Below are 17497 nucleotides of genomic sequence, written 5' to 3'. Positions count from 1 at the left end.
GTGGAGAACCACCGTGAAGAACCTGAAGCGCGCCCCGCTGTCCGTCCGCAGGGCGGCGGCCCTCGCCGTCGCCGCCGCCGGGGTGGCCGTCGCGCTGGCCGGGCCGGCCTCCGCCGCACAAGGGGCGTCGTCCGCCTCGCCGACCGCCGCGCCCGCACCGGCGACGACCGCGACGCCGAGCACGGCGCCGAGCGTGGCCCCCTCGGCACCCGCGCCCTCGGTGAGCCGGCCCCCGAGCGCGACGCCGAGCGCGGCCCCCAGCGTCCGCCCGAGCGCGTCGCCGACCGTCGCCCCGGGCGGGACGCCGACCGCCGTCCCGAGCGCGGCCCCCGGCTCGTCCGGCGAGCCCGAGCTCGCGCATACTGGCTCCTCCGCCACCACGGCCGCACTCGGCGCCGGGGCCGCCGTGCTGGTCACCGCCGGGGCCGCGACCCTGTACACCCTGCGGCGCCGCGCCAACGGCTGAGGATCTCCGTGCTCCACCTCGCACCGTCCCTGGGCCCCGCCACGACCGGCTTCGACCGGCCGTGGCGGGGCTTGTGGTCGTTCCTGCTGCGCCGTGAGCGCTCCTCCTCCGCGCAGGCCCCGCCCGCGCCGCAGGATCCGTACCGGCACGGGTACACGTACGGCCACCCCTCCGAGACGGGCGGCCCGCCGCCCACCGTGACCGAGCTCTACCACGCCCACCGGCTGCGGATGGTCCGGCTGGCGGTGCTGCTGGTGGACGACCTCGGTACCGCCGAGGACGTGGTGCAGGACGCCTTCACGGCCTTGTACCGGCGCCACGGCGAGCGGATCACGGAGGTGGACAACGCGCTGGGCTACCTGCGCACCGCCGTGGTCAACACGGCCCGCTCCGTGCTGCGCCGCCGCCGGACCGCCCGCGCGTGGATCCCGCAGGCACCCGCCGACGTACCCTCCGCCGAGGCGTCCGTGGTCCTCGACGAGGCACACCGCGAGGTCCTCGCCGCGCTGGGGCGGCTGACGCCGAGGCGGCGCCAGGTCCTGGTGCTGCGCTACTGGGCCGACCTCAGCGAGGCGGAGATCGCCGAGACGCTGGGGATCAGCCGGGGGGCGGTCAAATCGAACGCGAGCCGCGGGCTGGACGCGCTGGAACGGATTCTGGAGGGTCGGATATGACGCGTGGACAGGAGCCGCCCGCGGGTCCGGGCAGGGAGCCGGCCGAGCGGCCCGTGGAGTACCGGCTGCGGCAGGCCCTGGACGCCCGCGCGGCCGGGATCACCGTGCGCGCACTGCGCCCGGCACAGCCGCCGGAGCCGGGGGTGCGGCGGCTGTCGTGGGCCTGGCCGCGCGGTTTCGCGCTGCCCCTGGCGGGGCTGGCGGCGGCCGCCGCGGTGGTGGGATACGCCGTACTGGCGCCGGACGCTCCGGTGCACCCGGGGCCGGTACCGGTGCCGCCGGCCGCGCCGCCGTCGCCCATCCCGACCGGCCTCGCTCCGGGGCCGTCCCCGGACGGTCCGTCCCCGTCCGTTTCCCCGTCGCACCTTTCGCCCTCGGCCGCGCCCACGAACGCGTACCCGCCCACCGTGAGCCCGTCGCGGGCGCCGGAGGCCGGTACGGGTACGCCACGGCCCGGTTCCTCCGCCTCCGCTCCGTCGTCGGCGTCTCCGTCCCGGTCTCCGTCCCCGTCTTCGCCGCGGGCCTCGTCCTCGTCCCCGCCGCCCACCGCTTCGCCGGGCCGCCGCTGAGGGAGCGGGGGCCGGAGCGGCGACGGGAGCGGGTCGGTCGAGGCGCCACGCCGACCCCGACCATGCGCCGACGGGGACCGGTTGGCCGCATCCTGGGACCCTGCCGAAGAGTTCGAACAGGGGGCGCGGGATGTGGCACGTGGTGTCGTCGGGCGGGGTACCGGCGGGGGAGCGGTTCGACTGGTACGCCGACATCATCTCGCGCGAGGTGATGCCGGCCGCCCTCAGCAGCGAACGGCCGGCCGACTTCCAGGGCGAGGCCGCCGTGGTGGACCTGGGGCTCCTGCGCGCGTCCAAGTTCACCCTGTCGCCCCTGCGTTCGCGGCGCACCGCCGCGCTGATCCGGCGCGGCGATCCGGAACAGTACCAACTGGCCCTGCTGCGCAAGGGCGTCACGTCGATGTCCCAGCACCGCAACGCGTGCACGGTTGGGGCCGGGGACCTCATGCTGTGGGACACCTCGCTCCCCTCCGACAACACGATGCACGCGGACGGCGGCCAGGTGCGGGCGACGATCCTGATGCTCCCCCGGGACGTCCTGCCGCTGCGTCCCGAACGGCTGGAACGGCTGCTGGCCCGCCGCATACCGGGCGACCGCGGAATCGCGGCGATCCTGGCCTCCTTCATGACCGCCCTGGAGGACCACGCCGCCGCATGCGAGCCGGAGGAACTGGCCCGGCTCGGCGCGGTCGCCGTCGACCTCGCCACGGCCTGCCTGGCGCAGCACCTGGACGCCGAGGACCGGATCCCCTCCGAAGCCCGGGCGGAGGTGCTCCTGCGGCGGATCCACGCCTTCATCGAGGACCACCTCGGCGACCCGGAACTGGGACCGCCCGCCATCGCGGCCCGCCACAACATCTCGGTACGCGGCCTCCACCTGCTCTTCCAGAGCCAGGACCAGGGGGAGAGCGTCCAGGCCCGGATCCGCCGACGCCGCCTGGAACAGTGCCGCACCGACCTGGGCCGGCCCGAACTCGCCGCCCACCGCGTGCAGTCCATCGCCGCCCGCTGGGGCTTCGGCAGAGCCGCGGTCTTCAGCCGGTCGTTCCGCGAGGCGTACGGGCTCACGCCCACGGAGTACCGCGCGCTGAGCGCCGGGCATCCGCGCCGGGACAGCGCTTAGGGTCGTCCCATGAACGACACCACACACGGCATACGGATCCGGCCGGGCGGCCCGGCGGACGTACCGGCCGTTCTGGACATGCTCGACGGGGCGGTCGCCTGGATGAACGCCCGCGGGAACACCGAGCAGTGGGGCACGATCCCGTACTCGCGGATTCCCGGCGGGGTGGAGCGGGTCCAGCGGTACACGACCGAGAACTCCCCGTACGTTGCGGAGTTGGGCGGCGTGCCCGTCGGAGCCCTGGTGCTGGACTCCGGGCCCAGTCCGAAGATGCCGATGATCGCACCGGCCGGGGAACCCGAGCGGTACGTCCGGCTGCTGGTCTCCGACCGGCGGTACGCCGGCCTGGGCATCGGCGCCGCACTGCTGGACCGGGCCGTCGAGGAGACCAGGCGGGCCGGAGTGGAGCTGCTGCGGGTCGACTGCTGGGCGGGCGGCACGGGCGACCTGGTCGCGTACTACGAGCGCAACGGTTTCACCCGCACCGCCCCGTTCCTCTCCGGCACCTGGCCGGGCCAGGTCCTGGCCCGGCGGGTCTAGGCCTAGGTGTGCGGGGAAGGTGCCGGCCGCGTCCATGGCTCACCGTCGGATTGCCGCCGGCGTGGTCCGTCGCGCGCGATCACACTTGCGGCATGACGCTTCCCTCCGCACCGGACTCGGCCCCCCTCCTCACCGGCATGTACGCGGCCGAGACGCAGTACCTGGCGGCCGGAGGGCCGGGCGAGGCCCCGTTCGACCTGCTCGCCCCCTTCTTCGCACCTGATGTCGTGCTGCATCAAGCCGACGCCCTGCCCTACGGCGGAACCTGGCGTGGGCACGAGGGCATGGAGGAGTTCTTCCTCGCGATGAGCCGGGTGTGGGCATCGTTCGACATGGTGGAGCAGGAGTTCCTCGCCACCGGCGAGACCGCGGTGGTGCTCACCCAGGTCCGCGCTCGCGCCCGCGCCACCGGCCGTGAGCTCACGTTCCCGATCGTGCAGACGATCAGGGTCAAGGACGGGCTGATCTGCGAAGTCCGTCCGTTCTACTGGGACACCGCGGCGATCGCCGAAGCCTGCGCAGGGCCGGCACCGGCCGCCTAGACGGCCGGGACCCCCGCCGGGGTGTTCCGTACCGCGGCCACCAGCAGGGCGAGTTCCGGATTGCGCGCCGCCTCGTCCAGGGCCTCGCGCAGGGCGGTGTCGTTGGTGGGGCGGGCCTCGGCCAGGAGCGCCAGGCCGGCCGGGCTGACGTCGGTGTAGATGCCCCGGCGGTCCGTGTCGCAGAGGTAGCGGCTGAGCAGCCCGCGGTCCTCCAGCCGGCTGACCAGTCGGGTCGTCGCGCTCTGGCTGAGCACCACCGCGTCCGCGACCTGGTGCATGCGCAGGTGGCCGCCGGGGCCGCTGTGCTGGCGGCTGAGGACGTCGAGCAGGGAGTACTCGCGCACGCTGAGCTCGTGTCCCGCCTGGAGCGCGCGCTCGATGTGCGTCTCGATGCGCCCGTGCAGGAGGGAGAGGGCGCACCAGCCCTGGGAGAGGGCGGTGAGTGCGCTGTCCGTGGCCGTCATGGGCTTCCTCCTCGAAGGCGTGTACGTCCAGGATAGGCCACGTCTGCAATTGCCCGCGCTTGCAAATATCCCGCGTCTGCAATTAATGTGGACGCAGGCAACCCGCTGTGGCAATCGCCGGGCCCGCCGCCTCTCCCTCCTCCTCCCCCTCCTGCCCGAAGCCCCGGTAGCTCCCGTGGCTCGCGCAGCTCCTACAGCCCGCCCCTATAGCTCTCCTGTAGCTCCTGGAAGGCACCCCTCATGCCTCTCGCACTCCTCGCACTCGCCATCGGCGCCTTCGGGATCGGCACCACCGAATTCGTGATCATGGGCCTGCTCCCGGAGGTCGCCGGAACCTACGGCGTCTCGATCCCCACCGCCGGCTTCCTGGTCACCGGCTACGCCCTCGGCGTGGTCCTCGGCGCCCCGCTGATGACCGTGCTCGGCACCCGCATCCCGCGCAAGCGCATGCTGATGCTGCTCATGGGCCTGTTCATCGTGGGCAACGTGGTCTCCGCGCTGGCCCCCGTCTTCGGCGTCATGCTCGCCGGGCGGGTGGTGGCCTCCCTCGCCCACGGCGCCTTCTTCGGCATCGGCGCGGTCGTCGCCGCCGAGCTCGTCGCCCCCGAGAAGAAGGCCGGAGCCATCGCCATGATGTTCACCGGCCTCACCGTCGCGAACGTCGTCGGCGTCCCGCTCGGCACCCTCGTCGGCCAGCACCTCGGGTGGCGCGTCACCTTCCTGATCGTCGCCTCGCTCGGCCTCCTCGGACTGCTCGGCATCGCGCGGCTCGTCCCCGACCTGCCCCGCCCCGAGGGCGTACGGATCCGCCACGAGCTGGCCGCGTTCCGCAACGTCCAGGTGCTCCTGGCCATGGGGATGACCGTCCTCGGCTTCGGCGGGGTCTTCGCCGCCATCACCTACATCACCCCGATGATGACCAACGTCGCCGGCTTCGCCGACACCTCCGTCACCTGGCTGCTCGTCCTCCTCGGCCTCGGCATGGTCGCGGGCAACCTCGTCGGCGGACGCTTCGCCGACCGCGCGCTGATGCCGATGCTGTACACCTCCCTGGGCGCGCTCGCCGTGGTGCTGGCCCTGTTCACCGTCACCGCCCACGACCGGGTGGGCGCCGCCGTCACGATCTTCCTCATCGGGGCCCTCGGTTTCGCCACCGTGCCGCCGCTGCAGAAGCGGGTCCTCGACCAGGCCGCCGGCGCCCCCACCCTGGCCTCCGCCGTCAACATCGGCGCCTTCAACCTCGGCAACGCCCTCGCCGCCTGGCTCGGCGGGCTCGTCATCGCCGCCGGACTCGGCTGGACCGCCCCGAACTGGGTCGGCGCCGCGCTGGCCGCCTCCGCCCTCGCCCTCGCCCTGGTGTCCGGAGCGCTGGAACGGCGTACGGGGACCCGCGCGGGCGGCGAGGACGGCAGCCGGGTCATCGCGGCCGGCGCCCCGGCGGCCGCCGCCGTCCCGGCCCACCACTGATCCACCACCCCTCGTACCGCCACCGCCCCCGTATCCCCCCACGTCACAGGAGACGCGCATGTCCACCCCCACCCCCACCCGCACCGCCGTAGCCCCCCTGACCACCGCGGACGCAGAGGCGCTCGTCGCCGCCGCCACGGCCGCCGCCGGAGCCGCCGGGGTCGCCGTCAGCGTCACCGTGCTCGACGCGGGCGGCCACCCGCTGGCCTTCCGGCGCGACGACCGGGCCGTCCTGATCTCGGGCGAGACCAGCACCCGCAAGGCCTTCACGGCGCTGCAGCTCGACGCCCCGACCGCCGATCTCGTCGATGCCGTCCAGCCCGGCGGCCCCTTCCACACCCTGCCCACCGCCCTGGACCGGCCGCTGCTGTTCATCGCGGGCGGGCTGCCGGTCCACCGCGACGGCCGGCTCGTCGGAGCCATCGGCGTCGGCGGCGGAGCCCCGGCCCAGGACCACGGGTTCGCCGAGTCGGCGCTCGGCGTCCTGGCCTGACCCCGGCGTCCGGCCCGGTCTCCACTGAGGGCCCGATCTTCGCCTCCGGGTCGCGCACCGCCGTCCCCCGTGCCACGTTGGTACGGGGGGACAGGTGCATGATGCGGCAGACGAAGCAGTACGGGCGGAGCCACGTCATCGCGACGGCAATCGTCGCCGCGCTGGTCACCCTTGCCGCCGTCCCCGGCTGCGCGTCCGGGACCACCGGCCCGGGGGACGCCCGGGCCCCGGCCGCGGCGACGACCGCGGCGACCCCGCCGAGCGCGACGGCCCCCGCCGCCACCCCCGCCACTCCCGTCACCACCCCCTCCACCCCGCAAGCCCCGGCGCCCACGCCCGTCTATCCGCTGTCCAAGGCCCCGCGCACCATCCCGGCCGTACGGGAACACGTGCCGGCCCACGGCCCCGGCTGGCGGCCCGCCCCCGAGGCGCGGGTCGTCGTACCGCCGGCCGACAGCGCGGCCCTGGCGGACGAGGGCAAGCTGCTCGCCGGGGAGCTGCGCATCGGATTCGCCGAATCGGCCACCCCGCGCAAGGGCGACGTGGAACTGGCCCTCGGGCCGAAGGGTTCCGGCACCCCCGAGTCGTACACCCTCACCGTGAGCAACGGACAGGTCCGCATCACCGGACCCGACCAGGCCGGGGTGTTCTACGGCACCCGCACCCTCAAGCAGGAGGTGAGCGGCGGCGGTTCGGCCCCGGAGGGCACCGTGCGCGACGCCCCGGCCAAGCCGCAGCGCGGGCTCAACCTCGACATCGCCCGCAAGAACTTCACCCCGGACTGGATCGAGGACCGGCTGCGCGAGATGGCCGACCTGAAGCTGAACCAGTTCGGCCTGCACTTCTCCGACGACCAGGCCTTCCGGATCGAGTCCGACACCCACCCCGAGATCGTCTCCACCCCCCACCTCACCAAGGCACAGGTGCGCGACATCACGGCGCTCGCCGCCCGCCTGCACATCGCGGTCGTCCCCGAGATCGACTCGCCCGGGCACCTCGGAGCGGTATTGCGCGCGTACCCCGCCCTGCAGCTGCGCGACGTCCAGGGCCGTGCGGTCAAGGGCGCGGTCGACATCGCGAATCCGGCGGCGGCGAAACTCGTCGACGAACTCCTGCGCGAGTACCTGCCGTTGTTCCCCGGCGCGATCTGGAACGTGGGAGCCGACGAGTACCAGGCCCTGGTCTACCGCGATCCGCAGACCTCCTTCCCGCAGCTCACGGCCGCCGCCCGGCAGCGCTACGGTCCCACCGCGCGGGTCCAGGACCTGGCGACGGGCTGGCTGAACGACCGTGCGGCCGTGGTCCGTTCGGCGGGCCGGGCACCGACGGCCTGGAACGACGGCTTCTTCACCGGCGGCCTCGCCCAGCCGGCCCGGGACATCCAGGTCGAGTACTGGACGGGCATGGAGCTCGGGGCCCGGCCGCCGCTGGAGTACCTGCGCGAGGGCCGCAAGGTCGTCAACCTCAACGACGAGTACCTCTACTACGTGCTGGGGGAGCCGAACCAGTTCACGTACCCCGACGGGCGGCGCATCTACGAGCAGTGGACCCCGCTCGTCCTGCGCGGCACCACGGCCGTGCCCGCGCGGTACGCCGGCCAGATCCTGGGCGCGCGCTTCGCCGTCTGGTGCGATCTCGCCGGATCCCAGACCCAGGCCCAGGTCGCGGCCGGCATCCGGCTCCCCCTCGCCGCCCTGTCCCAGAAGGTCTGGGACTCCCGCACCCCGGCCCTGGACTGGCCGGCCTTCAAGGCACTGGCCGACCGGCTGTAGCCCGGCTGTGTCCCGGGGTACCGGCGGCCCGGAGCCTCGACGCCTCGGCGTCTCGGCGTCTCGGCGGCCGAAACCCGCTGGCCGGGTCCCGTCCGCTTTGCTTGGATGCGGGCATGGACGACAGCGCGCTGCCCTCGCCCGAGGGCTACGAGATTTCCACCGCCCCCGGCCGCCTCGACCGGGAGCTGATCCACCGGTGGCTGTCCGAAGACGCCTACTGGGCGCTCGGGCGGAGCCGGGAGAAGCAGGACGCCGCCATCGAGGGGTCGCTCAACTACGGGGTCTACGACTCCGTGTCCGGCCGCCAGGTGGCCTACGCGCGCGTCATCACCGACCGCGCCACCTTCGCCTGGCTCTGCGACGTGTACGTGGACCGGGGCGTACGGGGCAAGGGGCTCGGCACCGCCCTGGCGGGGGCGGTACGGGACAACCTCGCCCCGTACGGGCTGCGCAGGATCCTGCTGGCGACCGCGGACGCCCACGAGGTGTACGCGAAGGCCGGCTTCGAGCCGCTCGCGGCACCGGAGAAGTGGATGGCTCTCGGCGTGCAGTAGGACGCCGAGGGGCCCTGACGGGCGCCTACCAGATGGAGTTGACCCACTCCGGGTGGTCGATGAACGGATTGCGGTTGTGCTGGTAGGTGTCGTAGATGACCTGGTTGCGGCGCTGCTCGAAGGCGTCCGGCGGGTCCTGCAGGTTCCACTGCTTCAGGACGCTGATCTTGCCGAACAGGGGCGCGCTGCCGTTGTTGACCTTGTCGTTCATCTCCAGGTCGGCGAAACCGTCACCGCCGTCGTAGCGCACGGCCATGTAGAGCAGCATGCGCGCGACATCGCCCTTGACCGCGTTGCGCGGCTCGAAGGAGTCGGAGTCGGTCAGGCTGCCGGGGGCCTCGGAGACCGGTCCGCCGCCCAGGTCGAAGTCCTTGTTCCCGCGGGTGCTGTTGACGGTGACGTCCTCGGGCCTGAGGTGGTGCAGGTCGGTCCCGGGGCCGGTGGCGGTGCCGAAGTCGCCGTGGCTCTTGGCCCAGACGTGCTCGCGGTTCCAGTCGTTGACGCCGCCGCCGTTGGTGGACTTCGACTGCGAGCGGCCCGAGTAGACCAGGATGACGTTGTTGGAGTTCGCGGGGTCCTGGTCGGTGACCTTCAGGGCGTTCCACACGCCGTCGTACGTCACCTTGGACTGGGTCTTGATGATGTTGTGCAGGGCCGTCTTCAGCGCGGCGCCGGTCTTGCCCTCGGCGGTGGCGTAGTAGGTGTCGACGGCGGAGGCCGAGGTCGCCGCGGGGGCGGCGGCCGGGGTCCGCTGGCCCGCCGAGGCGGAGGCCGGGACCAGTATCAGGGACGCGGCCGCGAGGCCGGCTGCCCAGGGAGTAAGGCGCGAGATTCTCATCACGTGGGGGTACCTCTCCACACGCACCGCTCCCGCCCGGGGAATTGGCGGGGCATCAGGTGGCAGAGCGAGGTTCACATTGTCATGTGCCCTACAGGTAAAAAGCACGTGTCGGGAGGCGGGATTTTCTACGCGCGTCATGCGGGGGATTTGTGCGGGTGAATGGCGCAAGAATCCCTATGCAGGACCGGGCGGCGCGGGCACGGTAACGGAGGCCACACCGTGAACAGCCCTACCAGGAGCAGCCCATGGCACCGAAGATCCTCATCGTGACCGGCGACGCGGCGGAATCTCTGGAAGTCCTCTACCCCTACCAGCGCTTGATCGAGGAGGGGTACGAGGTCCACATCGCGGCGCCGGCGGTGAAGAAGCTGCGGTTCGTCGTACACGACTTCGAGGACGGCTTCGACACCTACACCGAGAAGCCCGGCTACACCTGGCCGGCCGACATCGCCTTCGCCGACGTGGACCCGGGGGAGTACGCGGCGCTGGTCGTACCCGGCGGACGCGCCCCGGAGTACCTGCGCAACGACCCCGAGGTGCGGCGGATCCTGGCGGCCTTCGCCGGCGACGACAAGCCGATCGCGCAGATCTGCCACGGCCCCCTGATCACCGCCGCGGCCGGTGCGCTCGACGGCCGCCGGGTCACGGCCTATCCGGCGCTGGAGCTGGACATGAAGGCGGCCGGCGCCGCGTTCGAGGACTCCGAGGCCGTGGTCGACGGCACGCTGGTGTCGGCCCGCGCCTGGCCCGACCACTCCGCCTGGATGCGGGAGTTCCTGACCGTCCTGCGCGGCAAGGCCCCGGTCTCGGGAGGCTGAGCTTCGCCGTCCCCTTGTGAAAGATCCTGACAGGTGGCTGCCGGGGCGCAATCGGTGTGGTGGGGTGTGAGCGCCAACCCACCTATTGCGCAAGGCAGTTGAGAGGGCCAGTCATGACGGGGACTATGGGACGACGCGGGTTCATCGGTGCGGCCGCGGCGCTGGGAGGCGCCGCGCTCGTCGGAGCCGGGGCGCCGCTCGCCCGGGCACAGGAGGCGGCCCGGCCGCCGGGGCCGGACACGGTGGCGATCCCGGCGGGCTTCCAGCCCGAGGGGATCGCCGTCTCCGCGCGCGGAACGGCCTACACGGGCTCGCTGCTCGACGGCTCGATCTACCGCTTCGACCTCGCCAACGGCGCCGGGCGGATCATCACCCGGGGCGAGGGCCCGATGGCGGTGGGCCTCAAGCTCGACCCGTACGGCCGGCTGCTGGTCGCGGGCGGCGCCAGCGGGCAGATCCGGGTGATCGACGCCGGGGACGGGCGGATTCTGGCCACCCACCAGGCCGCGACCGGCACCGCCTTCGTCAACGACGCCGTCGTCGGCTGCGGCGGCGCCTGGTTCACCGACTCCTTCGCGGACGTCCTGTACTTCCTGCCCGTCGGCCGGGACCTCACCGGGCCCGGCGCGGCCCCCCGTGCCCTGCCGCTCGGCGGAGAGTGGGACCCGGTCCCGCCCGGCGGTGCGTACTGGGGCGCCAACGGGATCGCGCGGACCCCCGACGGTCAGGCCCTGCTCGTGGTGCACGACACCGCCGAGGCGCTGTTCCGCGTGGACCCGCGCACCGGCGCCGCCACCCGGACCCTGCTCGACGGCGGCTCCGTGGGCAACGGCGACGGGCTCGTGGTGCAGGGGCGGACGCTGTACGTCGTACGCAACTGGGCCTATGCCGTGGACGTGTTCACCCTGAGCGGGGACGGCCGCCGGGCCCGCTTCGTCAAACGGATCACCGACCCGCGCTTCGACGAGCCCACGACGGCCGCGGTGTACGGCGGCCGGCTCTACGTGGTCAACGCCCGCTTCGACGCGGACTGGTCGGACCCGGCCACCGCCTCGACGGTCGTCAGCTGCCCGCTGTGATGGCGGGCGCCGCCTCGTACTTGTAGTCCGGGCCGAAGTTCTTCTTCACGGCCGCTTCCCAGGTGCCGTCCTCGACCATCTTGCGGATCGCGTTGTTGATCTTTACCTGGAGCTCGGGGCTGCCCTTCTTCATGCCGATCCCGTAGTTCTCGCTGCTCAGGCTCAGCCCGATCAGCCGGAACTTGCCCTCGTTGCCCTTGCGGGCGGTGTAGCCGGCCAGGATGGAGTTGTCCGTGGTCATGGCGTCCACCAGACCGTCCTTGAGGGCGACGACGCACTCGGAGTAGCCGCCGAGCTCCAGGAGGCTCGCCTTGGGGGCCAGGTTCTTCCTCACGTTCTCCGCCGAGGTCGAGCCGGTCACCGAGCACAGCCTCTTGCCGGCGTTGTTCAGGTCCTCGGCCTTGGTGATCGTGGGGTCGTCGGCGCGGACCATCAGGTCCTGGTGCGCGAGGAAGTACGGGCCGGCGAAGTCGACCTTCTGCTTGCGCTTGTCGTTGATCGAGTAGCTGGCCGCCACGATCTGGACCTCGTTGTACTCGATCAGGAGCTCGCGGTCGTTGCTGAGGACCTGCTTGAAGACGATCCGGTCCTTCGAGTAGCCGAGCTCCTTCGCGACGTACGTGGCCACGTCCACGTCGAAACCGGTGAAGCTTCCGTCGGGCTCCCGCATGCCGACGCCCGGCTGGTCGAACTTGATGCCGACGGAGAAGGTCTTCTGGTCGTCGTCACCGCCACACGCCGATGCGGTCAGGGAGAGACCGATCACTGCGGCGATGGCGCCGGCCTTGGGAACCTTCATGGTGCACTCTTTCCTGGGGTACGCGGATACGCGGGGTCGCGGGCGGGCGGAACCGCACGGCAGGGTGCGGAGCGCACCGGGACCGGGCCGGGGCGCGGGGAACCGCGCGGGCTGGTGGACGCGTATATGAGGAAGCTAGGAAGGTGTCGGGCGCAGTGTCACGGCATCTGAGCAAATCTTGAGGGTAACGATCCGGAACGGCGGCAGATCCTGCGGCGAATCCGGTTCTGAACGGGAGAGGAGCCGGTCGGGTGGCCAAGGGCGGGGTACGGGTCGAGGGGAACGCACTGCTGCTGGGCGAGGGGGCGCAGGTCCGGTTCATGCGGACGCTGCGGCTGCCGGAGACCGGTACGCACAATCTGCCCCCGGGGCTGGGGGAGTTTCCGCTGCGGCGGGTGGAGGACTATCCGGACACGGTTCCGGCGGACTGGCTCGCCAAGGGCGGGGTGATGCTCCCCGTGTACCTCCGCGAGGCGATGTGGCTCAGCTTCGGCGGGACCCGGGAGCCCACCGCGCTCCAGGTCGGTGTCGGCAAGGTGTGCGCCGTCTCCGGCAAGCGGTGGACGGGCGCGCTCGGGCGCAAGCCGCAGAACTACCTCGTGCTGCCGCGCCAGCCCTGGCTGGACGGGATCAATTCGGGCACGGGCACGGTCCGCCAGTTCGTCGCCGTCCCGCTGGGCCTCGGCGCCACCGTGGAGGGCCAGGTCACCGGCGAGGAGACCGCGGGCGGCGTGCAGCTCCAGGCCTTCCCGCTCGGCGCGAGGGCGCGGGAGCGGTGGCGGGAGGAGGAGCGGGCGCGCACGGCCGCCACCGGCCGGGTCGGTGGTGCTCCCTACGGGATCGTGCCGCCGGGCGGCCATCCGGGCGGCTACGGGGGCGGCGGCTACGGAGCGGCCCCGGGGATGCCGATGCCGGCGCCGATGGCCCCGCCGGCGCCGGGCGGACTTCCCGGAGCACCTGCGGCCCCGGCCGCGGCCGCGGGCCCGCTGCGGCGCTCGGGCGGCGGGCCGGCCCCGCAGGCGGCCCCGGCGATGGGGCTCGGCGTAGGCGGCTCCATGCGGCAGGAGGTGTACCGCGACGACCGCAAGGCGAAGGACTGGGCGTCCGAGCCGGCCGCGCGGGTCTTCGTCCACCTGGTGACCCCGCCCGCGTGGCGCCGGATCACCGGGGAGGAGCCGCCACCGTCGCCGGTGGACCGGGCGGCGTACACCAAGGCCGGGCTGCCGTGGTTCGACTACTACGACGAAGAGGCCGCCGACCTCGCCCCCTCCGACACCCTCGGCCGGGTGCGGCCGGTGGGCGAATGGCTCGGCACCGACGAGGCTCCGTGGGCGCAGCCCGCTCCCGGCCAGGTCGCACCCCTGGGGAACGCTCCGCGGCCGGGCAAACCGGTCCAGGACGGCGACTGGTAGGCGGCGCGGGTCTCCACCGCCCGGGCCGTCCCGCGGACTCGCCGACGGGCCGCCCCGTACCCCGGACTGGCCGGGAACGTACGGTCGTTCGACCCCCGGGGTGGGACCCGTGACAGCATGGGCGGGCAACACACGGTGGTCGGAGGGGGAGTTCGGTGAGCGGAGTACGCAAGGGCCTGGCCAAGGTGGAGATCGCGCTGCGGTGGGATCCCAGCCCGGCGGGGGCGCCCGTCCACGACCTCGACCTGCTCGCCGCGGTGTACGCCGCGGCGGACCCGTACGGGGAGCCCGTCCACCTGGTCCACTTCGGCAGCCGGTCGCCCGACGGCACCATCACGCTGAACCGGGACAGCAGGACCGGGCTGGGGCTGGGCTTCGACGAGGTCATGACCCTCGAACTGACCCGGATCGCGGCCGAACTGACCCGGGTCGTGGTGGGCGTGGTGATCCAGCGTCCGGGCGGCGGACCGGCGCTGACCTTCGCCGAGGTCGCGGGGAAGGGCCTGCGCATCCGGGAGGGCTACACCGATCTCGCCGTGGACGATCTCGCCGGCTTCGGCGCGGCGAGCGCGGTCACGGTCGCCGAGTTCACCCGCGACGACGCGGGGGTCTGGTCCCTGGACCCGGCCGTACGGGGCTTCGACGCCGACCCGGAGGAGTTCGCCCGGGCGATGGGCGCGGCCCGGAACTGAGCGGGCCGCACTGATCTGAGCCAGCCGCACTGATCTGAGCCGGCCGCCCGGAACGCCGCACGGACCGGTCGGCGGCCACTCCGCGAGGGAGTGCCCGCCGTCCGGTCCGGGGGCTGCGCTGCCACCGTCCCCACGAGGCAGCGCGAGCGGGTCACCGTCCGGTCATCGGGGACGGCGGCCCGCTGGTTCAGGGAGCCCGGTTCAGGGGGCCCGGTCCGCTTCCGGCGGGGCCGCGCCCAGCACCGGCAGCAGGCAGGCGTCGACGAACCGTACGAGGTACTCGGCGTCGGCGTAGCGTCCCTCCAGCACGGGGCGGATGCGCAGCACGCCCATCAGCTGCGCCGGCAGGAACTCCACGGCAGGGTGCCCGGGGGCGAGCTCGCCCCGGGCCACGGCCCGCGCCACGATCGAGTCGAACGCCGCCAGCTCCGGCTCCACCAGAGCCTCGCGCAGGGCCGCCTTCAGCTCCTCGTCGCTCAGCACCGCGTGCCCGAGGGCCTGCATCAGCCGGGTGTCGCGCCCCGAGGTGCAGGCGGCGATCCGGGCCGCCTCGCGCAGGTCGCCCGGCAGGGTTCCGGTGTCCACCGCGGCGAGCGTCCCGCGCCGGTCCGCGCGCAGGGCGGCGGCGACGAGCTGCGGTTTGGTCTTCCACTGCCGGTAGAGCGTGGACTTGCCGCAGGTGGCCCGGGCGGCGATCTTCTCCATGGTCAGCGCCTCGTAGCCGTCCTCGCGCAGCTGCTCCAGGACGGCGTCGTAGAGCTGCTGCTCGCGCTCCGGCGTGATCTTGGAGCGGCGCGCGGGGGCCGGGGCGGCTTCCGGCGTCGGCGACGTCATGGGGCGGCTCTCCTCGATGCTGCGTGGCCACATTCTGCTGCTGCTCACGGCCGAGATATTTCGGTCGCACCGCAGCGGTGTCTAGTGAAAGTCTACGGGAACGCGAGCGTATCGGTACACACTCGTATCGATACGAGAATGTATCGATACACTGGTGTGTCGATTGTGAGCCGTGTAGCTGTGTACAGGAAGCGAGACCGGGGGATGACCTCCCACACCACACCCGCCGGGGCCGTAGCGGGGCCGGGCGCCCGTCGCCGCCTCATACGCGAGCTCCTGCTCGTCGTGGGCCTCTTCGCCGTCTACAAGTTCGGCCGTACGCTCGCCACCGGCCGCACGGAGGAGGCCTTCCGCAACGCCACCCGGGTCTGGGACGCCGAGCGCACCCTGCACCTGCCCGGCGAAGGCCTGGTCCAGCGCCTGCTCCTGCACAGCGACGCCCTCGTGCACACCGCGAACACCTACTACGCGGCCGTGCACTTCCCCGCCACGGTGCTCTTCCTCGTCTGGCTCTACGTACGCCGCCCCGCGCACTACCTCTGGACCCGCCGGGTGCTGGCCGCCCTGACCGGCGCGGCCCTCGTCCTCCACCTGGCCTTCCCCCTCGCACCCCCGCGGATGCTGGGAGAGGCCCACCTGATCGACACCGGCCAGGTCTACGGCCCGACCGTCTACGGGGCCGCGCCCGCCGCGGACACCATGGCCAACCAGTTCGCCGCGATGCCCTCGCTGCACTTCGGATGGGCGCTGATGCTGGCCCTCGGCATGATCGCCGCCACCTCCTCGCGGTGGCGCGCCCTGTGGCTGCTGCACCCGCTGGTGACCCTGCTCGTGGTCGTCGGCACGGCCAACCACTACTGGCTCGACGCCATCGTCGCCACGCTGCTCCTCGGGGCCGCTCTGCTGCTGGTCCCGCGTCCGGTCGGCCGGTCCATCGTCGCCCGGCGGAGCGTGCCGGGGCCGCGCTCCGCGGAGGTGCCCGTGCCGGCGGGTGCGGGTGCGGGTGCGGGTCCGGCCGAGAGTCCGGGGCCGGGGCCGGGGCCGGGGCCGGGCGCCCTGAGGCCCGTAGACCCCGTAGAGCCCGTAGGAGCGGTCCGGTGAACGCCACGCTCCTCGCCGTCCTGCTCTGCCTCGCCGCGGCCGTCACCTACGCGGCCGCCGCCGTCGCCCAGGAACGCCTCGCCCGCCGCGCGGTCGCCCGCAGCACCGCGGCGCTGCTCGGCAACGGCGCCTGGTGGTGGTCGGCGGGCCTGAACGCCGCCGCCGCGCTCCTGCACGCCGCCGCCCTGCGGTACGGGCCGCTCACCCTGGTCCAGCCGCTCGGCGCGCTCACCCTCGTCGCCGCCGTACCGCTGGGTGCCCGCGGCGCCGGTCGGCGGGTCGTGGCCAGCGAGTGGCGCGGCACCCTGGCCACCGTCGTCGGCCTCGGCCTGCTCCTGCTGCCCGCCTCCGGCCCGTCCCCCGACGAGACCCTGACCCTGGCCGAGGCGCTCGCCGTCTCCGGAGCCACGGCCGCGGTGATCATGGTGCTGACCGCACGGAGCGACACCCGCTCGGGGCTGCGCCACGCGACGGCGTCCGGGCTGGCCTCCGCGGCGGCCTCCGCCCTCACCCAGACCGTCGCCGTGGCCGGCGGCCGGGGCGGGTCCCTGCTCAGCGTCCGGGTCATCTCGGTGGCGCTGCTCGTGGTGGTCTTCGCGGTCGGCGGGATGCTCCTGTCCCAGCGGGCCTACCGGGGCGGCCTCGGCGCCCCGCTCGCGGTGGTCAACCTGACCAACCCGCTGGCCGCGGCCGCGATCGGCATGATCCTGCTCGGCGAACGCATCCAAGGCGGAGCGGTCGGAGTCCTGTTGGCCGTGGCCGGGGCGCTCGCGGCGGCCCGGGGCGTGCTGTTGCTCACGCGGACCCCGCAGCCGACGTCGGCCGCCGCATCCCAGGTGGCAGCGCAGGCCGCAGCCCAGGCCACACCCCAGGCCGCGCCTCAGCCTCAGCCCGCGCCGATGGCCGGTGTGGCAGCATGAGCCGCATGGCTGCCGACGACGGTTCGTTCCTCTCGCTCCGCTCCAAGGGCTCGATCCTCTCCATCGGATCGGTGGGCTCCGTCCTCTCCATCGGATCGGTGGGCAGCGTGCTGTCGGTCGGTTCGATCGGCTCGGCCCTGTCGGCCGCCTCGGTGGGATCCGTGCTGAGCGCGGGCTCGTTCGCCTCCGCCCAGTCGACGCTGTCGGTGCTGTCCTGGCGCTCCCGCGGCGGATTCCTGGCGGCGGGAGCGGTGGGCGCGACGGGAGTCGCGGTGCTGGCCTTGGCCGCGGCCGCCGTCCTCAGGCCCGCCCCCGGGTCCCGTAGGCGCCGCTGAGA

Annotated in this window: 21 protein-coding genes; 17 read left to right on the top strand and 4 right to left on the bottom strand. The window is 73.5% G+C overall.

Going from position 1 to position 17497, the window contains the following annotated elements; all coding sequences use genetic code 11:
• The first annotated feature begins 13 nt into the window (after positions 1-13).
• The 6 genes from AC3IX6_RS02670 (at position 14) to AC3IX6_RS02645 (ending at position 3914) form a co-directional block, all read left to right on the top strand.
• Positions 14-466 (top strand): LPXTG cell wall anchor domain-containing protein, encoded by a 453-nt coding sequence (locus AC3IX6_RS02670; protein WP_489368555.1) that lies wholly within the window; start codon positions 14-16, stop codon positions 464-466.
• An 8-nt stretch (positions 467-474) separates the two neighbouring features.
• Positions 475-1140, top strand: coding sequence for an RNA polymerase sigma factor (locus AC3IX6_RS02665; protein ID WP_489368554.1), 666 nt, complete (start codon positions 475-477; stop codon positions 1138-1140).
• Positions 1137-1709, top strand: coding sequence for a hypothetical protein (locus tag AC3IX6_RS02660; RefSeq protein ID WP_489368553.1), 573 nt, complete (start codon positions 1137-1139; stop codon positions 1707-1709). The genes AC3IX6_RS02665 and AC3IX6_RS02660 overlap by 4 nt, the downstream gene beginning before the upstream one ends.
• A 130-nt stretch (positions 1710-1839) precedes the next feature.
• Complete coding sequence (locus AC3IX6_RS02655; RefSeq protein ID WP_489368552.1) at positions 1840-2832, top strand: AraC-like ligand-binding domain-containing protein; 993 nt, start codon at positions 1840-1842, stop codon at positions 2830-2832.
• A 9-nt stretch (positions 2833-2841) separates the two neighbouring features.
• Positions 2842-3372 (top strand): GNAT family N-acetyltransferase, encoded by a 531-nt coding sequence (locus tag AC3IX6_RS02650; RefSeq protein WP_489368551.1) that lies wholly within the window; start codon positions 2842-2844, stop codon positions 3370-3372.
• 92 nt (positions 3373-3464) lie between these two features.
• A complete protein-coding gene (locus AC3IX6_RS02645; protein WP_489368550.1) occupies positions 3465-3914 on the top strand; it encodes a nuclear transport factor 2 family protein in 450 nt (149 codons plus the stop codon).
• Here AC3IX6_RS02645 and AC3IX6_RS02640 read toward each other — a convergent pair.
• Positions 3911-4378, bottom strand: coding sequence for a MarR family winged helix-turn-helix transcriptional regulator (locus AC3IX6_RS02640; protein WP_489368549.1), 468 nt, complete (start codon positions 4376-4378; stop codon positions 3911-3913). The two genes, AC3IX6_RS02645 and AC3IX6_RS02640, sit on opposite strands and share 4 nt — an antisense overlap.
• A gap of 240 nt (positions 4379-4618) precedes the next feature.
• Here AC3IX6_RS02640 and AC3IX6_RS02635 point away from each other — a divergent pair, with 240 nt between their 5' ends.
• The 4 genes from AC3IX6_RS02635 to AC3IX6_RS02620 all read left to right on the top strand — a co-directional run bounded on the left by AC3IX6_RS02635 (position 4619) and on the right by AC3IX6_RS02620 (position 8664).
• Positions 4619-5845 (top strand): MFS transporter, encoded by a 1227-nt coding sequence (locus AC3IX6_RS02635; RefSeq protein ID WP_489368548.1) that lies wholly within the window; start codon positions 4619-4621, stop codon positions 5843-5845.
• 58 nt (positions 5846-5903) lie between these two features.
• On the top strand, positions 5904-6338 hold the full coding sequence (locus tag AC3IX6_RS02630; RefSeq protein ID WP_399379428.1) for a GlcG/HbpS family heme-binding protein: 435 nt from the start codon (positions 5904-5906) through the stop codon (positions 6336-6338).
• Positions 6339-6436: 98 nt separating this feature from the next.
• A complete protein-coding gene (locus AC3IX6_RS02625; protein WP_489368547.1) occupies positions 6437-8110 on the top strand; it encodes a beta-N-acetylhexosaminidase in 1674 nt (557 codons plus the stop codon).
• 113 nt (positions 8111-8223) lie between these two features.
• On the top strand, positions 8224-8664 hold the full coding sequence (locus AC3IX6_RS02620; RefSeq protein ID WP_489368546.1) for a GNAT family N-acetyltransferase: 441 nt from the start codon (positions 8224-8226) through the stop codon (positions 8662-8664).
• Between the two features lie 25 nt (positions 8665-8689).
• Here AC3IX6_RS02620 and AC3IX6_RS02615 read toward each other — a convergent pair whose 3' ends face one another.
• Positions 8690-9502, bottom strand: a complete 813-nt coding sequence (locus AC3IX6_RS02615; RefSeq protein WP_489368545.1) for an endonuclease I family protein — start codon at positions 9500-9502, stop codon at positions 8690-8692.
• 248 nt (positions 9503-9750) lie between these two features.
• Between AC3IX6_RS02615 and AC3IX6_RS02610 the strand changes: the two genes are divergently transcribed.
• Positions 9751-10323 (top strand): DJ-1/PfpI family protein, encoded by a 573-nt coding sequence (locus AC3IX6_RS02610; RefSeq protein WP_489368544.1) that lies wholly within the window; start codon positions 9751-9753, stop codon positions 10321-10323.
• A 125-nt stretch (positions 10324-10448) separates the two neighbouring features.
• A complete protein-coding gene (locus AC3IX6_RS02605; protein ID WP_489368543.1) occupies positions 10449-11402 on the top strand; it encodes an SMP-30/gluconolactonase/LRE family protein in 954 nt (317 codons plus the stop codon).
• Here the strand turns inward: AC3IX6_RS02605 and AC3IX6_RS02600 are convergent.
• The gene (locus AC3IX6_RS02600) at positions 11386-12201 is read right to left on the bottom strand and encodes a glutamate ABC transporter substrate-binding protein (protein ID WP_489368542.1); all 816 of its coding nucleotides are present in this window, start codon (positions 12199-12201) and stop codon (positions 11386-11388) included. The genes AC3IX6_RS02605 and AC3IX6_RS02600 overlap by 17 nt on opposite strands.
• Positions 12202-12452: 251 nt before the next feature.
• On the opposite strand from AC3IX6_RS02600, the gene AC3IX6_RS02595 reads away from it, so the two are divergent.
• Both AC3IX6_RS02595 and AC3IX6_RS02590 read left to right on the top strand, forming a co-directional pair.
• Positions 12453-13613 (top strand): hypothetical protein, encoded by a 1161-nt coding sequence (locus AC3IX6_RS02595; protein WP_489368541.1) that lies wholly within the window; start codon positions 12453-12455, stop codon positions 13611-13613.
• 155 nt (positions 13614-13768) lie between these two features.
• Positions 13769-14305, top strand: coding sequence for a TerD family protein (locus AC3IX6_RS02590; RefSeq protein WP_489368540.1), 537 nt, complete (start codon positions 13769-13771; stop codon positions 14303-14305).
• Positions 14306-14506: 201 nt separating this feature from the next.
• On the opposite strand, the gene AC3IX6_RS02585 is transcribed toward AC3IX6_RS02590, so the two are convergent.
• Positions 14507-15139: a TetR/AcrR family transcriptional regulator gene (locus AC3IX6_RS02585; protein WP_489368539.1), complete on the bottom strand. Its 633-nt coding sequence runs from the start codon at positions 15137-15139 to the stop codon at positions 14507-14509.
• A gap of 204 nt (positions 15140-15343) precedes the next feature.
• Here AC3IX6_RS02585 and AC3IX6_RS02580 point away from each other — a divergent pair, with 204 nt between their 5' ends.
• Genes AC3IX6_RS02580 through AC3IX6_RS02570 form a run of 3 tightly spaced genes read left to right on the top strand, consistent with a single transcriptional unit; the run spans position 15344 to position 17495 of the window.
• Positions 15344-16240, top strand: a complete 897-nt coding sequence (locus AC3IX6_RS02580; RefSeq protein ID WP_489368538.1) for a phosphatase PAP2 family protein — start codon at positions 15344-15346, stop codon at positions 16238-16240.
• Positions 16237-17160, top strand: a complete 924-nt coding sequence (locus tag AC3IX6_RS02575; RefSeq protein WP_489368537.1) for a hypothetical protein — start codon at positions 16237-16239, stop codon at positions 17158-17160. Before AC3IX6_RS02580 ends, AC3IX6_RS02575 begins: the two co-directional genes overlap by 4 nt.
• A 5-nt stretch (positions 17161-17165) precedes the next feature.
• Positions 17166-17495 (top strand): hypothetical protein, encoded by a 330-nt coding sequence (locus tag AC3IX6_RS02570; protein WP_489368536.1) that lies wholly within the window; start codon positions 17166-17168, stop codon positions 17493-17495.
• The last annotated feature ends 2 nt before the right edge of the window (positions 17496-17497 follow it).

The organism is Streptomyces sp. GL_141 (assembly GCF_057834385.1).
Note: the sequence above shows the minus strand (reverse complement) of the source record. Positions and strands in the feature narration are given on the sequence as shown.

Excerpts from the sequence above, each read along its gene's own strand:
- AC3IX6_RS02625 (WP_489368547.1), top strand. The coding sequence starts at position 6,437 with ATGATGCGGCAGACGAAGCAGTACGGGCGGAGCCACGTCATCGCGACG.
- AC3IX6_RS02660 (WP_489368553.1), top strand. The coding sequence starts at position 1,137 with ATGACGCGTGGACAGGAGCCGCCCGCGGGTCCGGGCAGGGAGCCGGCC.
- AC3IX6_RS02630 (WP_399379428.1), top strand. The coding sequence starts at position 5,904 with ATGTCCACCCCCACCCCCACCCGCACCGCCGTAGCCCCCCTGACCACC.
- AC3IX6_RS02585 (WP_489368539.1), bottom strand. The coding sequence starts at position 15,139 with ATGACGTCGCCGACGCCGGAAGCCGCCCCGGCCCCCGCGCGCCGCTCC.
- AC3IX6_RS02605 (WP_489368543.1), top strand. The coding sequence starts at position 10,449 with ATGGGACGACGCGGGTTCATCGGTGCGGCCGCGGCGCTGGGAGGCGCC.
- AC3IX6_RS02645 (WP_489368550.1), top strand. The coding sequence starts at position 3,465 with ATGACGCTTCCCTCCGCACCGGACTCGGCCCCCCTCCTCACCGGCATG.
- AC3IX6_RS02600 (WP_489368542.1), bottom strand. The coding sequence starts at position 12,201 with ATGAAGGTTCCCAAGGCCGGCGCCATCGCCGCAGTGATCGGTCTCTCC.
- AC3IX6_RS02620 (WP_489368546.1), top strand. The coding sequence starts at position 8,224 with ATGGACGACAGCGCGCTGCCCTCGCCCGAGGGCTACGAGATTTCCACC.
- AC3IX6_RS02570 (WP_489368536.1), top strand. The coding sequence starts at position 17,166 with ATGGCTGCCGACGACGGTTCGTTCCTCTCGCTCCGCTCCAAGGGCTCG.
- AC3IX6_RS02655 (WP_489368552.1), top strand. The coding sequence starts at position 1,840 with ATGTGGCACGTGGTGTCGTCGGGCGGGGTACCGGCGGGGGAGCGGTTC.
- AC3IX6_RS02610 (WP_489368544.1), top strand. The coding sequence starts at position 9,751 with ATGGCACCGAAGATCCTCATCGTGACCGGCGACGCGGCGGAATCTCTG.
- AC3IX6_RS02650 (WP_489368551.1), top strand. The coding sequence starts at position 2,842 with ATGAACGACACCACACACGGCATACGGATCCGGCCGGGCGGCCCGGCG.
- AC3IX6_RS02635 (WP_489368548.1), top strand. The coding sequence starts at position 4,619 with ATGCCTCTCGCACTCCTCGCACTCGCCATCGGCGCCTTCGGGATCGGC.
- AC3IX6_RS02580 (WP_489368538.1), top strand. The coding sequence starts at position 15,344 with ATGACCTCCCACACCACACCCGCCGGGGCCGTAGCGGGGCCGGGCGCC.
- AC3IX6_RS02640 (WP_489368549.1), bottom strand. The coding sequence starts at position 4,378 with ATGACGGCCACGGACAGCGCACTCACCGCCCTCTCCCAGGGCTGGTGC.
- AC3IX6_RS02615 (WP_489368545.1), bottom strand. The coding sequence starts at position 9,502 with ATGAGAATCTCGCGCCTTACTCCCTGGGCAGCCGGCCTCGCGGCCGCG.